The organism is Phyllobacterium sophorae (assembly GCF_003010965.1).
In the GTDB taxonomy this organism is placed as follows: Bacteria; Pseudomonadota; Alphaproteobacteria; order Rhizobiales; family Rhizobiaceae; genus Phyllobacterium; species Phyllobacterium sophorae.
The window spans coordinates 81,731-100,189 of record NZ_PGGM01000009.1 but is presented as its reverse complement, the minus strand read 5'-3'; the positions used below and the strand labels follow the sequence as shown (position 1 = coordinate 100,189).

Annotated in this window: 16 protein-coding genes; 12 read left to right on the top strand and 4 right to left on the bottom strand. The window is 56.7% G+C overall.

From position 1 onward, the window contains the following. Positions 1-2 precede the first annotated feature (2 nt). The 3 genes from deoC to CU103_RS18855 all read right to left on the bottom strand — a co-directional run bounded on the left by deoC (position 3) and on the right by CU103_RS18855 (position 2,473). On the bottom strand, positions 3-977 hold the full coding sequence (deoC, locus tag CU103_RS18865; RefSeq protein WP_106665716.1) for a deoxyribose-phosphate aldolase: 975 nt from the start codon (positions 975-977) through the stop codon (positions 3-5). 230 nt (positions 978-1,207) lie between these two features. Continuing rightward, entirely contained in the window at positions 1,208-1,942 is a 735-nt protein-coding gene (locus CU103_RS18860) for a DeoR family transcriptional regulator (RefSeq protein ID WP_106665591.1), read from the bottom strand. Positions 1,943-2,092: 150 nt separating this feature from the next. Next, positions 2,093-2,473 carry a DUF4406 domain-containing protein gene (locus CU103_RS18855; RefSeq protein WP_106665590.1) on the bottom strand — a complete coding sequence of 127 codons (381 nt, stop codon included), beginning with the start codon at positions 2,471-2,473 and terminating at the stop codon, positions 2,093-2,095. A gap of 88 nt (positions 2,474-2,561) precedes the next feature. Here CU103_RS18855 and CU103_RS18850 point away from each other — a divergent pair, with 88 nt between their 5' ends. After that, the gene (locus tag CU103_RS18850) at positions 2,562-3,314 is read left to right on the top strand and encodes a DeoR/GlpR family DNA-binding transcription regulator (RefSeq protein ID WP_106665715.1); all 753 of its coding nucleotides are present in this window, start codon (positions 2,562-2,564) and stop codon (positions 3,312-3,314) included. A gap of 40 nt (positions 3,315-3,354) precedes the next feature. On the opposite strand, the gene CU103_RS18845 is transcribed toward CU103_RS18850, so the two are convergent. Continuing rightward, a complete protein-coding gene (locus tag CU103_RS18845; protein ID WP_106665589.1) occupies positions 3,355-4,161 on the bottom strand; it encodes a helix-turn-helix transcriptional regulator in 807 nt (268 codons plus the stop codon). 188 nt (positions 4,162-4,349) lie between these two features. Here CU103_RS18845 and CU103_RS18840 point away from each other — a divergent pair, with 188 nt between their 5' ends. The 11 genes from CU103_RS18840 to CU103_RS18790 all read left to right on the top strand — a co-directional run bounded on the left by CU103_RS18840 (position 4,350) and on the right by CU103_RS18790 (position 18,458). After that, on the top strand, positions 4,350-5,438 hold the full coding sequence (locus tag CU103_RS18840) for an ABC transporter ATP-binding protein (RefSeq protein WP_106665588.1): 1,089 nt from the start codon (positions 4,350-4,352) through the stop codon (positions 5,436-5,438). Between the two features lie 27 nt (positions 5,439-5,465). Continuing rightward, the gene (locus CU103_RS18835; protein ID WP_106665587.1) at positions 5,466-6,626 is read left to right on the top strand and encodes a polyamine ABC transporter substrate-binding protein; all 1,161 of its coding nucleotides are present in this window, start codon (positions 5,466-5,468) and stop codon (positions 6,624-6,626) included. 71 nt (positions 6,627-6,697) lie between these two features. After that, entirely contained in the window at positions 6,698-7,564 is an 867-nt protein-coding gene (locus tag CU103_RS18830) for an ABC transporter permease (RefSeq protein WP_106665586.1), read from the top strand. Continuing rightward, positions 7,564-8,376, top strand: a complete 813-nt coding sequence (locus CU103_RS18825; RefSeq protein WP_106665585.1) for an ABC transporter permease — start codon at positions 7,564-7,566, stop codon at positions 8,374-8,376. Before CU103_RS18830 ends, CU103_RS18825 begins: the two co-directional genes overlap by 1 nt. Before the next feature lie 14 nt (positions 8,377-8,390). Next, positions 8,391-9,152, top strand: coding sequence for an SDR family NAD(P)-dependent oxidoreductase (locus CU103_RS18820; protein ID WP_106665584.1), 762 nt, complete (start codon positions 8,391-8,393; stop codon positions 9,150-9,152). Positions 9,153-9,313: 161 nt separating this feature from the next. After that, entirely contained in the window at positions 9,314-12,577 is a 3,264-nt protein-coding gene (locus CU103_RS18815; protein ID WP_106665583.1) for an adenylate/guanylate cyclase domain-containing protein, read from the top strand. Between the two features lie 18 nt (positions 12,578-12,595). After that, complete coding sequence (locus CU103_RS18810; protein ID WP_106665582.1) at positions 12,596-13,276, top strand: peroxiredoxin-like family protein; 681 nt, start codon at positions 12,596-12,598, stop codon at positions 13,274-13,276. Positions 13,277-13,359: 83 nt separating this feature from the next. Continuing rightward, a complete protein-coding gene (locus CU103_RS18805; protein WP_106665581.1) occupies positions 13,360-13,995 on the top strand; it encodes a DUF1326 domain-containing protein in 636 nt (211 codons plus the stop codon). 5 nt (positions 13,996-14,000) lie between these two features. Beyond that, on the top strand, positions 14,001-14,825 hold the full coding sequence (locus tag CU103_RS18800; protein WP_106665580.1) for a DUF2182 domain-containing protein: 825 nt from the start codon (positions 14,001-14,003) through the stop codon (positions 14,823-14,825). A gap of 336 nt (positions 14,826-15,161) precedes the next feature. Beyond that, positions 15,162-17,111 (top strand): PrkA family serine protein kinase, encoded by a 1,950-nt coding sequence (locus CU103_RS18795; RefSeq protein ID WP_106665714.1) that lies wholly within the window; start codon positions 15,162-15,164, stop codon positions 17,109-17,111. A 21-nt stretch (positions 17,112-17,132) separates the two neighbouring features. After that, positions 17,133-18,458 (top strand): YeaH/YhbH family protein, encoded by a 1,326-nt coding sequence (locus CU103_RS18790; protein ID WP_106665579.1) that lies wholly within the window; start codon positions 17,133-17,135, stop codon positions 18,456-18,458. Position 18,459 lies beyond the last annotated feature (1 nt).

The following is an 18,459-nucleotide window of genomic DNA, read 5'->3' as shown; positions in this document are numbered from 1 at the left end:
CATCATCCAATCGGGTGTCTGTTGAGCGCCGAGTATGCGCCAGTGACATGGTGTTCCAGCTGGCGTTCAATATCGGCGAGCAGGCTTGAGGCACCGATGCGGAAAAGGTCAGGCTCCAGCCATTCACGGCCAAGCTCATCCTTCATCAGGAATTGATAGTTCAGGATGTCTTTAGCCGCTGAGATGCCGCCAGCCGGCTTGTAGCCGACCTTGAAACCGGTGCGCTCCTCATAGGCCCGGATCATCCGTAGCATGGCGAGCGTTACGCCAAGCGTAGCGTTCACACCTTCCTTGCCGGTGGACGTTTTGATGAAATCAGCACCCGCCATCATGCAAACCAGGGAGGCACGCGCCACATTGCGCAGCGTCTTCAAATCGCCCGTCGCAAGTATCGCCTTGACATGGGCCTCGCCGCTGGCCGCCCGATAGTCCTGCATTTCCCGGTAAAGCGCCAGCCAGTCGCCCGTAAGCACATGCTCGCGCGTGATGACGATGTCGATCTCTTTCGCACCGTCGGCGACGGATGCTTCGATTTCTTTCACCTTGAGATGGTGTGGGCTGAGGCCCGCCGGGAAACCGGTGGAAACGGCTGCAACAGGAATCCCCGAGTCACCAAGCGCTTCAACGGCTGTCGTAACATAGCGGTGATATACGCAGATAGCACCCGTGGTAATCGCACGCCTGTTCATACCAAGCGCTTCCAGAATATCCAGACGCACCGGGTTCATGGCCTTGGCGCAGAGCCGCTTGACGCGTTCGGGCGTATCGTCACCGTTGAGGGTTGTCAGATCAATGCAGGTCACGGCCTTGAGAAGCCAGGCCGCCTGTGCGTCCTTCTTCACCGTTCGCCGCCCAGGTAGGGAGGCGACGCGCCGCTCCGCGGAAGAAAGATTGATGCGCGTGTCCAGTACCCAGGACAGATCTAGTTCCATCCCCGGATTGCGTGGCCATCCGTTTGACAGAGTTTGGCGTCGCATTGCGCCGGCATCGGCCGGCAACAGATGGGTATCATCAGGTATCGCCACTGCACTCACACCGAATTTCTCCACGCAAACTCCTCCAGGGATCCCGGTTCTCGCCAATCTCCGGTCACTGGCAATATTTTTGTTATATTTATACCAAGATTTCTGTTATGTTTTCATCAAAACGCCAGACCGTCAAGGGTCTGTACAAAAATATCCGGCGTCTGACTTTTGTGCGCAATGCGCTACTGTGGATATGTAATATCTGTTTCACCCTCTTCGGTGATGACCGCCTGAAATGCTCCTATTGGAGCGAAAAAAGCCGGCTTGATCTTGCCAAGCTTGCTGCGGTCCACCACCAGAAAGCTCTTCTGTGCCAGCGATATAACCTTCTGCTTCACTGGAGCTTCATGGAAGTGCGCGCATGTCGCGCCCCGGTTCAAATCTACCCCAGCTGCGGAAATGAAGGCGGTGTTAATACCGAGATAATTCAAGGTATCGAGCCCGGAAGCCCCCGAAAAAGAAGCCGATGACGGATGATACAGCCCACCGAGCATCACGACACTGACGTTCGCTCTCCGGGTCAGCTTCTCCGCGACATTTAATGCATAACATACAGCAGTGATTGAATAATCATCTGGAATATAGTCAATCAGACTGAGAAGCGTTGTGCCGCAATCGATGAATATTGTTTCATCACGCCGGATGTATTTGGCAGCACGCGCGCACGCCTCTCGCTTTGCCGAGGCATGGCTGTCCGCAGCTCTCGCCAATTCGTATGGAACGTCGCCGTCGATATCGGCAACAGGGACTATATGTCCGCCGAGATAACCAAACTGGCCTGGATTTTCAGCAACATCACGCCGGACCGTCATTTCCGACACGTTGAGCAAAAGCGCGGCGTCCCTTAGATGCAGCACACGACGCTCTGTGAGCGCCTCAGAAAGATCCCTAATGCGCTTCGCTTTCCGGCTGACCATGTCATCCTCTCCAAAAAGGGGGCAGAACCCCGATTGAGGATATCCGCCATAGACTTCCACAATTTGTAATAAATATAACAAAATAAAAGCAAGCTGCAAATGCAGTGAAGTGCCGGGGGCGTTCGACGCCCCGGCGTCCCGTCCGCCGTTTTACCTGTCAAGCGGGATATCGGCCCCCGCGCAACCAGGCACGTCCTCCAGTCGATAGTAGACTGGAATACCGCGTCCCTCGGCGATACGAACGTCATTATCCGCGCCTTTTGATGCCCCCGGCAGTCGCAGCACCGCGTCGCAGAGTTGCAAGAGCCGGCCAGCAACTGGGTGAAAAACCTCGTTATAAAGATCATCCCCGACGCACTTTCCTCCCCCTGCATTCCATACGGGCAGTGCGACCCACTCGCCGATAATCGGAATGTGCCCAGCTCTAAAGAGCGCATAAGACGGCCGCTCGAGCCGCGTCAGGTTCTCCTTCATTTTCAGTGCATCGTCGCCCGTACCGGACCGATAGGGCCCCGCGATGAGAATAAGCATGAAATTCCTCCATTTGCATGAAATATCCAGAAATTTCTGGATTTTCGTGATATTTCATGCATTATCGTGCAGAGTCAAGGAGGATTCAATGCTGACCATTCAACGGCGCGCCCTAATCTCCACGCGCCTCAATCGCGATGGGCAAATCATCGCCAAGCCATTGGCTGACGAGCTAGGCGTCTCCGAAGACACAATCCGGCGTGATTTAAGGGAGATGGCGGCCGAAGGCCTGCTTCAACGCGTTCATGGTGGAGCCCTGCCATTGACGCCGCCGCTGCCGGATTTAGCGGCGCGGCGGGAGATTTCAGACGGAACAAAGCAGAGCCTTGGCCGTAGGGCAGCAGACCTCGTGGAGAATGGGCGGATAATCTTTCTCGATGGCGGAACGACAAATGCACATCTCGCCAGAGCGCTGCCGCGGGAAATGCGCATTACTGTGATCACACACAGCCCGACAATCGCGAGCGAACTGGAGCGTCATGACGCCGAGGTAATCCTGATTGGCGGCAGGCTTTACAAACATTCAATGGTGGCCACCGGCGCTGCAGCGATTGCTTCCATCGCGCAGATGAGAGTCGATATTTTCTTCCTTGGCATCACGGCCATCCATCCGGTGCATGGCCTTTCCACGGGCGATTATGAGGAGGCCGCCGTGAAACATGCGATCGCCCAGCAAGCAGCCAGCACCTACGTACTCGCGACGCCAGAAAAATTCGGCCTTGCCTCCCCCTTTCGGATCATGGGCGTTGATAACCTCACCGGCATCGTCGCAGCCAGGGACATGGTTGACGAACCGCTCGCCCCTTACCGCGACCTCGGCATCCCGCTCCTGCTTGCTTGAACTATCCGACGGCCGCGCTTCTTGTTTGAGTGCTACAGCGCTAATGCTCGTTCAGTTGTTTCAGGTAGATCGATAGAAGCTGTGTTTGCGATGAAATACCCAGCTTTCGATAGACGTTGCGCCGATGCACCTTCACCGTTCCGGTCGCAATACTTAGCCTTAACCCGATCGATTCCGATGAATGCCCTTGAAGCACCAGTTCAATGATCGCCGCTTCGCGATCGGTGAGATTGAGGTCGCGCCAGACCGTATCGGCCGCATTCAGCTTGACCTTGCGCCGGCCTCGGCCTTGCTTTGCCACGGCGGCATCGAAAAGATGGCCGATGTCCGAGCAATATTGCCTCACAAGCGTTGCGACCAGCGGATCGGCCTTGCGCAGCAGCGAAAACTCCTGAGCCGGAAACGGTCCCGTCTCGCCGCGCCGCATCAATGACAGCACGATCGTAATGTCGTTTCCGACTGGAACGAAGTAGCCGATTTCTTCGGCAAGGCCGGTCTGCACATAATAGGTACGGTAATATTCGCTTGAAAAGAACCGGTCAGGCGCAAGTTCGCGCATGCGCCAGACACCGGGCCTGGGAGCCCGCGCCGTGTGATAGAATGGATCGAGCAGATAAGGCCCTGCCTGATACAGGCTAACGAAAATTACATGCTCCGCCGGATCAAAAGTGCTGTAGAGGTCAATAGGACGCTCATTGCCGCGATAGGCAAACACCACGATGTAGTCGAACTTCACCAGCGCATGCATGGTCTGTCCGAAGAGATGGCCAAATTCCCGCGGCACCAACGACGATTTGCCTACGAACTGGCGGAATGCATCGAACAGCATTTCGACGTCGACGCTCATTGAACTCCCCCTCGTTGCAGCTCATGTTTTTCCCGCTCCGGCATATACCTTACATTGGCATTTTCCGGTTGAAATACCTCTTTCGGGGTATATACCGCGCAGCCGCTTGTTGACTAGGCTGTCAAGAACGACGGTGGCAAGAAGGCAGCGAAGACTGCTTCTGTTAACTCAAGCCGCAGGGGACCAACGTGATATCCGCTTCAACGAACGACATCGAGTTCCGGTCGGTCAGCAAATCCTATGGCGCTGTGACTGCCGTCTCCGACATCAACCTTCAGGTGCCAAAGGGCGCGTTCGTTGCGCTGCTTGGCCCATCCGGTTGCGGCAAGACCACGTGCCTGCGGATGATCGGCGGCTTCGAACAGCCCACAACCGGCGAAGTCTTGATCAACGGCCAGCCTATGAACGGTGTCCCGGCATATCGCCGTCCCGTCAATATGGTGTTCCAGCAATATGCACTCTTTCCGCATTTTGACGTCGAGCAGAACGTCTCCTATGGGCTGAGGCAAGCGCGCCCCAGGATCAATGCCAGGGAAATTTCCCGACGCGCCAATGAGGCGCTGGAGATGGTCCGGCTCGGTGGCTTCGGCAAGCGCCGCATCCACGAGATGTCCGGCGGCCAGCAGCAGCGTGTGGCGCTGGCGCGTGCGCTGGTGAACAAGCCTTCCGTCCTGCTCCTCGATGAACCGCTTGCGGCGCTCGACAAGAAATTGCGCACCGCCATGCAGATCGAATTGCAGACACTCCAACGGGAACTCGGCATTACCTTCGTCCTGGTAACGCATGACCAGGAGGAAGCTTTGTCGATGAGCGATCTCGTCTGTGTGATGAATGCTGGACGTATCGTCCAGCTCGCAGCGCCGCGGGACGTATATGATCACCCAACGGACTTCTTCGTGGCGGATTTCGTTGGCAAGACCAATCGCATTGCCGCAACCGTCGAAGCAGATGGTTCCACATTGCGCCTTGCCGATGGCAGCGCGCTATCGATACCTGGCCGATCGGCTCTCAAACCTGGCTCCGCAATCCTGGCGCTCCGCCCGGAAGCAATCAGTCTGCATCGGCAAAATGGCTCGGCGTCCGGCAAGTTTTCCGGCATCGTCACCCACCGCATCTTCCTTGGATCATCCGCCGAATATTCCATTGCCGTCGAGGGGCTTGGCGATTTCCTCGTCACTGCCGACCGAAGCGACCTCGCCGACGGCGAGCTTGTCGAACCGAATGAAAGGGTCGTGCTGAACTTCGACCCCAGCGCTGCACATATCTTTCCGGCTTGAACACAACCAAAAAAAGGGAACATCTTCATGTCTAAGTCATATAAAGAGAATGCCCCAATTTCCGTCGAACAACTGACAAATGAACTGATGCGCCTCAAACGCGGATCGGTCACGCGCCGGCATTTTCTCGGCGTCACCGGCCTTGGCCTTGCATCGGCCGTACTGGCGCATGAGACCAGCCTTTTCTCAACGCCCGCCTTTGCCGAAGACCTCGGCAAGCAGATGTCGATCGCCACATGGCCGAACTACCATGACCCCGCGACCTTCGAAGCCTTCACCGCAGCGACCGGCGTTGCCGTCGAAGTCAATGTCTTCGGTTCCAACGAGGAAATGCTGGCCAAGCTGCAGGCCGGCGGCACCGGCTGGGATCTGTTCGTGCCGACCAACTACACTATCTCTACCTATGTCAAACTTGGTCTTATCGACCCGCTCGATATGGCAAAAGTGCCCAACTACAACGCCTCGACGGAAACGGCGCGCTTCACCGCCGAAGGCGTGGTCGACGGTACGACCTATGCGGTACCGAAAAACTGGGGAACGACTGGCATCGCTCTCAACTCCACGAAGATCAAGACGCCCGTCACAAGCTGGAAGGACTTCTTCCAGGTTGCCCAGGGGGAGGCTGACGGGCGCGTCATGGTACACGACTATCAGCTGACCACGATCGGCAATGCGCTCGTCTCGCTTGGTTATTCCTTCAATTCGGTTAAGCCCGAAGAACTCGCCAAGGCGGAAGAGCTCCTCATCAAGGTCAAGCCGCACCTCTACGCCATCAACAGTGACTACCAGCCGGGGATGCGCGCAGGGGACGCCTGGATGACGATGTGCTGGACCAATGACGGTGCACAGTTGAACCGCGACGTTCCCGAGATCAAATTCGTCCTTGGCAAGGATGGCGGCGAGATCTGGTCTGATTTCTATGCCATTCCGAAAAGCGCGGCCAACAAGCCAGCGGGCTACGCTCTGCTGAACTATCTGATGGATCCGGCCAATGCCGTGAAGGAGCATATCGCCAATGGAGCGCCAACGACCGACAGCCGAGTGCTCTCGCTCCTGCCAAAGGAAGTCACATCCAACACCATCGTCTATCCGCCGGAAGCTGAGCTGACGCCGCTGGAATTCGGCGCTGCCGTCACCCTCACCGATCCGGCACGCGCCGAGGTCATGGCGCGCTTCAAGTCCGCCTGACGAAAAACCCCAGCCCCCTCCCCCCCGGTGTGGCGAGGGGAGGCAAGGCATCGATCGTTAGAGAGCTCCCCATGGCATTGGCACTAAACACAAAACGAGGGATGGTCACGGCGGCGCTTGTCGCGCCGGCCGTGGCGTGGCTTTTCATCTTTCTTGTACTGCCATTCATCGCAATGCTGGTCTTTTCCGTCGGCGAGCGAGCTCCTGAAGGCGGCTATCAGCCGGCCTTCACCTTTGCTCAATTCGCCAATCTTCCGGCCCGCTCCGCTGCCTTCTGGAACACTCTTGTTCTTGCACCGGTCGGCTCGTTGGTCTGTCTCGTCGTTGCCTATCCGGTCGCATATTATCTGGCGGTCAGGGCCAGCCCGCGTTACCGGTTGCTCCTCGTATCCCTCGTCGTCGTTCCATTCTGGACAAGCCTGCTGGTGCGCACCTATGCGTGGATGTATCTCCTCGGCTCCCGCGGCATTCCTCACCTTCTGGACATGATCGGCTTCGAGGACGTCCGTATTCTCAATACGCCCGGCGCCGTGCTTCTGGGCATCGTCTATGGCTATCTGCCGCTAATGATCATGCCGATCTATGTCAGCCTCGAAAAACTGGATCGCCGCCTGCTCGAAGCCTCCGCCGATCTTGGCGCCAAACCGGTCTCCACCTTTTTCAGCGTGACGCTGCCGCTCTCCCTGCCCGGGGTTATGACCGGTCTGGCGCTCGTTACCATTCTCCTGCTCGGCGAATATCTGATCCCGCAGCTGCTTGGCGGCGGCAAGGTGTTCTTCATAGGCAATGCGCTTGTGGATCTCTTCCTGCAATCGCGCAATTGGCCATTCGGCTCGGCGATCGCCGTCACTCTCGTGGTCGTCGTGGTCTTCGTGCTTTTGATCGCCATGCGGATTGCCTGGAAGATCGCCGGAACAAGACAGGTGGACCTCGTCTGATGCGTGCCTTTATTTCAGCCGTCTACCTGTTCCTCTATGCACCTATTGCGCTTGTGGTGCTGTTTTCCTTCAATGCCGGCCGCAATGCCAGCGAGTTCACCGGCTTTTCGACCATGTGGTATGGCAAGGCGCTCGGTAATACCTTCCTCGTGGCCGCGCTGCAGAACAGCCTGATCATCGCGCTGACCAGTGCAACGCTCGCCGCCATATTCGGCACAATGGCAGCGCTTGGCATGGAGCGGCTGCGCCCTCGCTCCCGAGCGGTGCTGGACGGCCTGTTCGCCGCCGCCATCGTCGTACCTGGTGTCGTGATCGGCATTGCCACGCTGGTCGCCCTGGTTGAAGTGTTCTCCTTCATGAATCCGGTTTTGGCCTCGGTATGGCCTGGCGAAAATCCACCGCAACTTGGCCTTGGCTATGGATCCATTATTGCCGCCCACGGCCTCTTTTCGATGGCGCTGGTGACGATGATCGTCAAGGCCCGTATCGCCAGCCTTGGCAGGGACATTGTCGAGGCCTCCAGCGATCTCTATGCGACACCCCTCACCACATTCCGGCTCGTCGTGCTGCCGCAAATCCTTCCTTCGGTGCTCGCGGGCTTTCTGCTTTCCTTCACCTTCTCCTTCGACGATTTCATCATCGCATTTTTCGTTGCGGGCTCGAAGACAACCTTGCCGATCTACGTCTTCGCCTCGATCCGCAGGGGCGTGACGCCGGAAATCAACGCAGTCGCCACGCTGGTCCTTGTCGCTTCGCTGATGATGATCCTGATTGCACGCATCCTGATGCGTGAGAAAAAACCAACAAACTGATACAGGAAACACCCATGATCCTCAGAGATCGCGTTGCTATCGTGACCGGAGCTGGCTCCGGAATAGGCCAGGCCGGCGCCGCCATTCTCGCGCGTGAAGGCGCCCATGTAATCGTCGCCGATCAAAATGCGGAAGGTGCGGAGCACACGGTAGATTACATCACGAAGGCAGGTGGAAGTGGGGAACCGATGATCGTCGATGTCACCGACGATCGTGCGCTTGCAGCGGGCATATCCTCTATCGTCACCCGGCATCGCCGTATCGACATTTTGCACAATCATGCCGGCGCACAGGTCGCAGGCGATCTTGAGAAGGTAGAAATCGAGGGGTTCGACCGCTCGTGGAGCTTGAATGTTCGGGCGCATTTCATGGCGGCGCGTCTCGTCATACCGGTGATGAAAGCTGCAGGACGCGGCGTCATTCTCAACACGTCGTCATCGTCGGGCGTACTCTATGATCGCGAGATGATCGCCTATACCACAACCAAGCATGCCGTCATTGCCATGACACGGCAGATGGCCGGTGATTATGCGAAGTTCGGAATCCGCGTGAACGCTCTGTGCCCCGGCTGGGTGGATACGCCCTTCAATGAACCATTCATCGCCCAAATGGGCGGGCGCGAGGCGATCGAAGCCTATGTCCGCCAGCAGGTGCCGCTTGGACGCTGGGCCAGCGTCGATGAAATTGCTGAATCGATCCTTTTTCTGGCTTCGGACCGTTCATCCTATATCACCGGGCAAGCACTTGTGGTGGATGGCGGCGAAACGGTCGTCTAGACGGTGGAATACCGGGGCGTGCGTCGTGTCCAATATCTCGCTTCAAGCCTCGCCGCTTGCTAGTCGACTGTCGCGGGTCCATTATTTGTCGGAGCACCAAGCTCATTTGAATATGGCCGGAAACACGATCGCAAGTCGCGGCTCCTGCGAGGTCGTTGACGATGGACTGCACCAGTTGCGGTTTTGACGTTACAAGCGGTTTTGCGTTTTGCCCGAAATGCGGCGCGAAACAGCCGATTGCTTGCCTTGGCTGCGGATATCTGTGTCCTGCGGACTTCGCGTTTTGTCCAAGATGCGGCACTCGGATCCCTGGTGCACCGCAAACAGATGGCCACCTGAAGCCAGCTCCCAACGCCGAACGAACTCTCCGTCCTGTCAAGCTCACCAGTGAAGCAGACCGCCGCACCGTCACCGTGTTGTTTGCCGACCTTTGCGGCTTCACTGCTTTGAGCGAGCAGCTCGATCCGGAAGTCATGCAAACTCTTCAGAACGAACTGTTCGAGGAGCTAACGGTAGCGGTGCAGAGCTTTGGAGGATTTGTCGACAAATTCATCGGCGATGCAATGCTCGCATTGTTCGGCGCCCCGGTTGCACACGAAGATGATCCCGAACGGGCCCTTCGCGCAGCTCTGGATATGGTGGACAGGGCGGCGGATGTAGGTCAGCGCTGGCAAGCACGCGTTCATGTGCCTCTTGTATTGCATGTGGGGGTCAACACCGGCCCAGTTGTTACCGGTGGGTTCGGGGCAGGTAATGCCAAATCCTATTCGGTGACGGGCGATACGGTCAACAGCGCTCAGCGACTGCAGTCGATGGCAGAACCTGGGGAAGTACTCGTTGGGCCGCTGACTTACCGCCTTACCCGGCATGCATTTGCATACGACCTCATCGGCGACGTCGCGTTGCGAGGTAAAATCGGCAGCGTTCTGGTACATCGATTGGTGGGACCGCTTGACGCGCCGCGCGCAGCACGCGGACTTGAAACGCTTGGCCTCAGTGCACCGATGATCGGGCGCGATGCCGAACTAACCCGCATGCTCAGCTGTCTCAATCTTGCGTGCGGCGGTGCAGCGCAGCTGATAAGGCTGATCGGCGAGGCGGGCATCGGGAAATCGCGCCTGACTGACGAGTTCCTCGCTCGCGCAGGCAACGACGAACGTTTCACTAACGTCGTCGTCCGGCGGGCCGTCTGTTCGCCACTCGGTGAACAATCCTACGGCACACTCGCCGCCGTGTTGCGCAGCGCTTACGAAATCGCACCGACCGAAACGGCCGAAAGGACCAGGGAGTTACTTGCAACTGGGTTGAACGGGCTCGGCCTTGCAATTGAAGACGTCGAGCAACTGATGCCGCTCCTGTTCTACATTCTCGGTATTGGCGATCCTGACGGTGTGCTGAAGCATGTCGAACCTGAGCAGTTGCGGCGACAGATTTTCTACGCGATCCGTGTCATTTTCGAGCGGCGCCTGGCGCGCACACCGCTGTTGCTTGTCGTCGAAGACCTGCATTGGGCTGACACTGCTTCACTTGAGGCATTGCGCTTTTTGATGGACCGGCTTGAGCGAAGCCGCTTCATGCTTGTGACGACGCACCGGCCGGCATTCGATACGGACATGCTCGATTCAAGCCGAACCAGCCTGACAGCTTTGCGGCTAGCCCCTCTACCTGCCAGTGAAGGCCGACAACTGCTCACCGCTTTTTTTGGCCCCAGCCGGCGTGGGTTGCCTGCCGATCTGTGCAACCGGATTCTCGAGCGTGCAAGTGGCAATCCTTTGTTTATTGAGGAGATCCTGCGCGGACTTATTGAAGTCGGTGCCGTACAACGTGATGGCCCGCGTTGGCGAATTGCGGCAAAAGAAGCAACCGTTGAAATTCCTGTGAGCATACAGGCCATGTTGCTTGCACGGATGGACAGATTACCGCCAGAGGCACGCAGATTAGCCCAGGAGGCTGCCGTTATCGGTCCTCACTTCGATGCAATCCTGCTGAAATCCATCGCGGGTGATCAGGCCAATGTGGAAGTCGGGCTGGATATTCTTTGTGACGCGGAGATCATTGAGGAAGTCACCAGCGCCGGCCCGGTGTCGTCACGGACGTACCGATTCACGCAGACGTTGCTTCATGATGTGATCTACCAAAATCTGCTGCTGCAACGGCGCACCGAGATGCACAGCCTGGTCGGTGTCACCTTGGAGCGATTGTACGGCAGCGATCCCGAACGTCTCGAAGATTTGATATTGCTGGGACACCATTTCAGCCAAACCCCAGCGAGGAAGAAAGGCGCACGTTATCTGACCACGGCGGGTGACAGGGCCCGCAAAACATATGCCAATGACGATGCGATCCGTCTCTATCGACAGGCGCTGGACGCTTTGTCGGATGCTGGCGATCAAGGGACGGAATGGCTTCTCCTGTGCGAACGAATTGCCGATCTTTGCGGACCCGCCGGAGAACGTGACACGGCCAACGCGTATTACCAGAAAGTACTGAAAGTCTTTCGAAGTGCAGGTCACCCCGAGGCTTCAGCAAGGATACTGCGCAAGCTTGGGCGCCTGCTTTGGGACTCAGGCAAACGTGACGAGGCCGAGATACGCTACACTGAAGCAGCCACACTGCTTGAGGGCATCGACTCGCCGATCGAGCGCGCGCACCTTTTGCAGGAACGCGGCCACCTTGCGTTTCGTACGGGCGACCATGCTGGTGCCGTGAGGTGGGCAGACGAAGCATTGCGCTGCGCAAAGTCACTGGTGTCTGATGCTGACGCAGAAGCCGAGATCGAGGCCACCCGAGCCATTGCTGAGGCACTCAATACCAAGGGCGTAGCCTTGGCGCGGCTCGGGCGAAACCGGGAGGCGGTCTGCGAGGTAGAGCAAAGCGTTAAAGTCGCGGAAGATGCGGCGCTTCTTAGTGTTGCCTGTCGCGGCTATACCAACCTTGGCGTGCTCTACACCGTAGTCAATCCGCAATTGGCAATCGAGACATGCCGGCGGGGGCTTGAAATGGCGTGCCGCATCGGCGACCTCGGGTTTCAGGCGCAGCTCCTCGCCAACCTTGCGGTTGCTTGCTGCACGTTCACGGATCGCTGTGCGAATGAGGGGGTGCCAGCTGCCAAAAGATCCATCGAGATCGATCGTGCATTGGATCAACGTGATCATCTCCCCGTACCGTTGACGGTGCTCGGGCAGATCTATCAATGCCATGGCCAGCCGGAACTGGCGCGCCATTGCTACAACGAAGCGCTTGAGGTTGCAGGCAAAACCGGCGAACCACAATTGCTGTTTCCGTGCTATGATGGTTTGGCGACGCTCAATCTCGACCTCGATGATATGGCCGAGGCGGAACGGTACTTTGCTCTGGCGCAAGAAATCTGCGCCAGGCACGGACTCGATCCCGAAGCGCTTGTCGTATTGCCGTTTCTTGATTAGCCAAGAGGAGGATGACATATGTCGGAGCCTCATATCAAAGGACCGCTACAGCCGGGTGACCGGGCGCCCAATGTCGTGCTTGATGCGATCACGCGCCAGGGCAAAGTGGCGATCGACGACTTTCGCGGCCACAAACCGGTATTAGTCGGCCTGTTCCGTGGTTTGCATTGCGCGTTCTGCAGGCGCCAAATCGCTGCCATGTCGCAACTTGAAGGCGCATTGCGCGAGAAGGGTATTGATAGCCTGACGGTGGTGAATACGCCGATTGAGCGTGCCCGCTTATATTTCCGTTACCACCCGTTGCCCAATCTGTTGGCAGCGTCCGATCCCGAGCGGGTCTCACACCGCGCGTTTGGCCTTCCCAACATTGAGTTCACCGAAACTGAAACAAACTGGCCCTACAAGCTCAGCAAGGATGCGGTGATGTCAATGCGGGTCGATCTGCCGGGAGAATTACCTGAACCGATGGACCCCATTGCAGCCGGAACCTATCTCGCCGAGGCAGATGGCTATGAAGTCACCGAAGCCGACGAGCAGATGATTGCAACCGGTGAGGGTCAGCTGGTCGGTCAGTTCCTGCTGGACCGGGACGGCGTTGTGCGCTGGAGCTTTACCGAAGTTCCCGAAGGAGGCCGCTATATGTTCGGCGTACCGACGCCACAGGAATTGATGTCTGCCGCATCACAGGTGGCAGGGTAATGCACTAATTTGCGCCTCAAAGCACACTGTAAAATATTCATTGGGGAATGGAGTAAAAATTAGAAGCAATTAAGGAGGAGAGAATGCCTGACGTCAAATGGACACTGGTAGGTCGTGAATTCGTGCATTGCAATTGTGCATATGGCTGCCCTTGCCAGTTCAACGCTTTGCCCACCAAGGGAAATTGCTGCGCCATAGCCGCAATTGCGATTGAAGAAGGTCATCATGGCACCACTAAACTTGATGGATTAAATTGCAGCATGATCGTGGCGTGGCCGGGGGCCATCCATGAAGGGAAGGGGCAGGCTGTACCAATCATCGATGAACGCGCCTCGCCCGAGCAACGCGAAGCGCTGTTGCGCATCTTGAGTGGACTGGATACCGAACCGGGTGCAACTTTCTTTCAAGTGTTTTCGACAACATTCGAGAAAGTCCACGATCCGGTTTTCGCAAAGGTCGATTTCGACGTCGACATACATCGCCGGACGGCGCGGTTGAACGTTCCGGGATGGATCGAGGCGCATGGGGAACCTATCCTCAATCCTGTTACCGGCGAGACGCACCGCGCACGTATCAACCTGCCAAATGGTTTTGAATACGACGTGTGTGAAGTGGGGCGCGGATGGGCTGAGACGCGGGGCCCGCTGAAGCTGTCCATTCCGGACTCGCATGCACAGTTTGCCAGATTGCATATTACTGAAAGTGGCGTTGTACACTAAATGCCATGACCGATACCTCACTCGAAGCGGTGCTCCGGCAGGATAAGCTCATCATCGCAGCTTGCATGACTGCACTGACGGTCATGGCATGGTGTTACGTCCTGTGGCTTGCGCGCTCCATGAATATCGGCGACATGGCGATGTCAGGTATGGAAATGGGCGCTGGCTCACATGATATGGTGATGGCACCCGAGCCGCGTTCGTGGACCATGACCGAGTTCGCCGTCATGTTTTCGATGTGGGTCATCATGATGATCGGTATGATGACACCGTCTGCATCGCCGATGATCCTGCTTTACGCGCGAGTTGGCCGGCAGAGTGCGTTACAGGGCAAGCCGTTGGCCGCAACCGGTTTCTTCCTTGGTGGCTATCTGCTCGCCTGGGCTTCTTTCTCCTTGGTGGCAACTCTTGCTCAATGGGCCTTGGAGAATATGCTGCTGCTCACGCCCGCAATGACGAGCGCGAGCAAATTTTTTAGCGGAATTTTGCTTATCGCTGTCGGGCTGTTTCAATGGACGCCGCTTAAGGATGTTTGCCTTAAGCAATGCCAGGCGCCGATCGTGTTCATTCAGCGGCACGGCGGGTTCCGGCGTCACCCGCTTGGCTCGCTTGGCCTTGGATTTCGCCACGGCCTCTACTGCGTGGGGTGTTGTTGGGCTCTGATGGGTTTGCTCTTCGTCGGCGGAATAATGAATATCCTGTGGATTGCTGCCATCGCGATCTTCATCCTCACGGAAAAACTGGTTGCGAACGGCCACCGTGTCTCCCGCTTGTTTGGCCTTGGACTATGCGCAGCAGGAGTGTGGGTAATAGGTCGCGCGGTCTTCTGACTTGCCACAGATCGATAGCAAGTTGGGAGCACAAACTGCATTGCGTCGCTCCGCTGGGTACCAGACGCGCAAATTCTTTTTTGATTACCCATACACTTTGCCATTTACGGTTCCTACATACTGTGAAGAGGGACATGGCGACAAAGGGTGATCGTCATCTAATAAAGGACACAACTGCGTGTCTTGATTGCATCTATACAATAATACTGCAATCAGTGTCTTGCGCAGTACAGCGACTCACCCGACACTGTAAGCGTTCGGCATGCAATCCTTCTGAGCGGAGGGGCGGCCCCTTCGGCTCAAATTCATTGAATTTGCATGCGGCTGGAGGTTGACATGACTACGCAAGCGTCTGACGTATTTAGTCTCTTCTCTGAAATCTACAGCAGCGAGAAGCAGGAAGAGATGAGCCTGCAGGAATATCTCCTCGCTTGCCGCAATGATCCGCGCATGTTTGCTACTGCTTCCGAACGGATGGTGGACGCGATCGGTGAGCCGAAGCTCATCGATACCAGCACCGATGAACGTCTCGGCCGCATCTTTCTCAACCGGACAATCAAGATTTATCCCGCATTTGCCGATTTTTACGGCATGGAAGACACGATCGAGCGGATCGTGGGTTATTTCCGTTATGCGGCTCAGGGCCTGGAAGAGCGAAAGCAGATACTCTATCTGCTCGGCCCCGTTGGTGGTGGCAAGTCCTCACTGGCCGAGCGGCTGAAGCAGCTTATGGAACACAGGCCCATCTACACACTGAAGGCCGGTAATCAGATCAGCCCGATATTTGAATCGCCGCTCGGGCTTTTCCACCCAGAGCGCATGTCAGGGCTTCTCGAAGAGAAATACGGGATTGCGCGCCGCCGTCTCAATGGTTTGATCTCGCCGTGGGCCTCCAAACGGCTTGATGAATTCGCCGGTGACATTTCGAAATTCAGTGTGGTGAAGCTTACGCCGTCCCGCTTGCGCCAGATCGGCATCGCCAAGACGGAACCCGGTGATGAAAACAACCAGGACGTCTCTTCGCTTGTCGGCAAAGTCGATATCCGGCAGCTCGAAAACTTCAGTCAGGCCGATCCTGACGCCTATTCGTTCAGTGGCGGCTTGAATCGTACAACGCAAGGCATGCTCGAGTTTGTCGAGATGTTCAAGGCGCCGATCAAAGTGCTCCATCCGCTTCTGACGGCCACCCAGGAAGGCAATTACAACGGAACCGAGAACTTCGGTGCATTCCCCTTCCAGGGAATTATTCTGGCCCACTCCAACGAATCGGAGTGGCTGCAGTTCAAGAACAACAAGAACAATGAGGCGTTCCTCGATCGCATGTCGGTCGTCAAGGTTCCCTATTGTCTGCGGGTCACGGAAGAAAAGCAGATTTATGAGAAGCTGTTGCGTGAAAGCGAATTGCTCAACAATCCTTGCGCACCGGAAGTGCTGGAAATTCTGAGCCGCTTCACCGTATCGACGCGTCTGGCAGAACATGAGAATTCGCCGCTCTACACCAAAATGCGCGTCTACGACGGCGAAAACCTGCGCGAGTCCGACCCCAAAGCGAAATCGGTGCAGGAATATCGCGATGCCGCCGGTGTGGATGAGGGCATGAATGGCATCAGCACCCGCTTTGCTTTCAAGGTTTTGTCGGAAACGTTCAACTACGACACCAAGCAGGTGGCAGCCGACCCCGTGCATCTGATGTATGTGCTGGAACAGTCCGTCAAGCGCGAGCAGTTCCCGCAGGAGGTCGAGGCGAACTATCTCGACTTCATCAAATCAGAACTTGCCACACGTTACGCCGAATTTATCGGCCACGAAATTCAGAAGGCCTACCTGGAATCCTATAGTGAATACGGACAAAATCTCTTTGATCGCTACATCGCTTATGCTGATGCCTGGATCGAGGATCAGGACTACAAGGACCCCGATACCGGTCAGATACTCAACCGTGGCATCCTCGACAGTGAATTGTCGCAGATCGAAAAGCCGGCCGGAATTGCCAATCCCAAGGATTTCCGCAATGAGGTCGTGAAGTTCACCTTGCGGGCGAAGGCCAAGAACAATGGCCGCAACCCCTCGTGGACGAGCTACGAAAAGCTGCGTGAGGTCATCGAGAAACGCATGTTCGGCCAAGTCGAAGATTTGTTGCCCGTAATCAGCTTTGGCTCGAAAAAGGATGGCGCCACCGAGAAGCAGCACACAGAATTCGTCCAGCGCATGGTAGAACGCGGATATACAGAGAGGCAGGTTCGTCGATTGGTCGATTGGTATATGCGGGTTAACAAGGCCGGCTGATCGCCGAAGAGAGGTGCGTGCATGCCGAGCTTCATCGATCGCCGCCTGAATCCCAAGGACAAAAGCCTGAGCAACCGCCAGCGCTTTCTGCGCCGTGCGCGCGTGGAGCTCAAACGTGCCGTCCACGAACAAATAAAGTCGGGGAAGATCGTGGATGTCGATGCCGGCCACTCCGTACCTTTTCCCGTAGATGGCACCAGCGAGCCCAGCTTCCAACCAGATCGGAGCAGCGGGCGGCGGGAACACGTCTTGCCGGGCAACCGGGAATTTATCTCCGGCGACCGCCTCCCCAAGCCTGGCCAAGGGGGCGGGACCGGTGCCGGCAAGGGGGCAGCGTCCGAAGGCGAGATGGAGGACGATTTCCGGTTTGTTTTGTCACGCGAAGAGGTTCTTGATCTGTTTTTTGAAGATCTCGAGCTCCCGGACATGGTCAAGTCAAGCTTAAAGGAAGCGGTTGCGTTCAAGCCACGCCGGGCCGGCTTCACGATCGCCGGATCGCCGACCAATATCAATGTTGGGCGGACCATGCGCAACAGTTTCGGGCGTCGCATTGCTCTTCAGCGTCCGAAACAGGCACACGTGGACGCTCTGGCGGAGGAGATCGCAAAGCTGGAGGCAAGGGAACCGAAGCCGGGCACTGCTGCTTTCAATCATCTTGCGGAGTTGCGCGAGGAGCTGGCAATCCTGGAGCGCAGGCGCAAGGTCGTTGCCTATATTGATCCGGTTGATATTCGTTTCAATCGCTTCGAACCGCAGCCCCTGCCGAACGCAAATGCAGTAATGTTCTGCCTTATGGACGTTTCTGGTTCCATGGGCGAGCGCGAGAAGGATCTCGCCAAGCGCTTCTTTGTGTTGCTGCATCTCTTTCTCAAACGGCGCTACGACCGCATCGACATCGTCTTCATCCGTCACACCCATCAGGCTCATGAAGTCGATGAAGAGACGTTCTTTCGCAGCACACAGAGTGGCGGAACGGTCGTGTCAACCGCGCTCGAGGAAATGCAGCGTATCATATTCGACCGCTACCCCAGCCGGGACTGGAACATTTATGCAGCTCAGGCATCCGACGGCGATAACCTTGCGGGCGACTCCGAGCATTGTGTCAATCTGCTGAACAAGGAACTGATGAAGCTTTGCCAGTACTACGCTTATGTCGAGATTCTGGACGAACGTGAAAGTGCCATTTTCAGATCGACAGATAATGGCACCTCACTCTGGCGTTCCTATCGCCAGGTCGGAGAAAACTGGCGGAATTTCCAGATGACTCGAATTGCAAAGCCCGGGGATATCTATCCAGTCTTCCGTCAGCTTTTTGCCAAGCAATCAACTTCTGCGAAGAACGGCTGAG

What these genes read in the sequence shown, in the direction of transcription:
- CU103_RS18825 (WP_106665585.1), top strand. Translation starts at nt 7,564, where the DNA reads ATGCGTGCCTTTATTTCAGCCGTCTACCTGTTCCTCTATGCACCTATT.
- CU103_RS18830 (WP_106665586.1), top strand. Translation starts at nt 6,698, where the DNA reads ATGGCATTGGCACTAAACACAAAACGAGGGATGGTCACGGCGGCGCTT.
- CU103_RS18790 (WP_106665579.1), top strand. Translation starts at nt 17,133, where the DNA reads ATGCCGAGCTTCATCGATCGCCGCCTGAATCCCAAGGACAAAAGCCTG.
- CU103_RS18850 (WP_106665715.1), top strand. Translation starts at nt 2,562, where the DNA reads ATGCTGACCATTCAACGGCGCGCCCTAATCTCCACGCGCCTCAATCGC.
- CU103_RS18845 (WP_106665589.1), bottom strand. Translation starts at nt 4,161, where the DNA reads ATGAGCGTCGACGTCGAAATGCTGTTCGATGCATTCCGCCAGTTCGTA.
- CU103_RS18835 (WP_106665587.1), top strand. Translation starts at nt 5,466, where the DNA reads ATGTCTAAGTCATATAAAGAGAATGCCCCAATTTCCGTCGAACAACTG.
- CU103_RS18815 (WP_106665583.1), top strand. Translation starts at nt 9,314, where the DNA reads ATGGACTGCACCAGTTGCGGTTTTGACGTTACAAGCGGTTTTGCGTTT.
- CU103_RS18805 (WP_106665581.1), top strand. Translation starts at nt 13,360, where the DNA reads ATGCCTGACGTCAAATGGACACTGGTAGGTCGTGAATTCGTGCATTGC.
- CU103_RS18795 (WP_106665714.1), top strand. Translation starts at nt 15,162, where the DNA reads ATGACTACGCAAGCGTCTGACGTATTTAGTCTCTTCTCTGAAATCTAC.
- CU103_RS18855 (WP_106665590.1), bottom strand. Translation starts at nt 2,473, where the DNA reads ATGCTTATTCTCATCGCGGGGCCCTATCGGTCCGGTACGGGCGACGAT.
- deoC (WP_106665716.1), bottom strand. Translation starts at nt 977, where the DNA reads ATGCGACGCCAAACTCTGTCAAACGGATGGCCACGCAATCCGGGGATG.
- CU103_RS18820 (WP_106665584.1), top strand. Translation starts at nt 8,391, where the DNA reads ATGATCCTCAGAGATCGCGTTGCTATCGTGACCGGAGCTGGCTCCGGA.
- CU103_RS18860 (WP_106665591.1), bottom strand. Translation starts at nt 1,942, where the DNA reads ATGGTCAGCCGGAAAGCGAAGCGCATTAGGGATCTTTCTGAGGCGCTC.
- CU103_RS18800 (WP_106665580.1), top strand. Translation starts at nt 14,001, where the DNA reads ATGACCGATACCTCACTCGAAGCGGTGCTCCGGCAGGATAAGCTCATC.
- CU103_RS18810 (WP_106665582.1), top strand. Translation starts at nt 12,596, where the DNA reads ATGTCGGAGCCTCATATCAAAGGACCGCTACAGCCGGGTGACCGGGCG.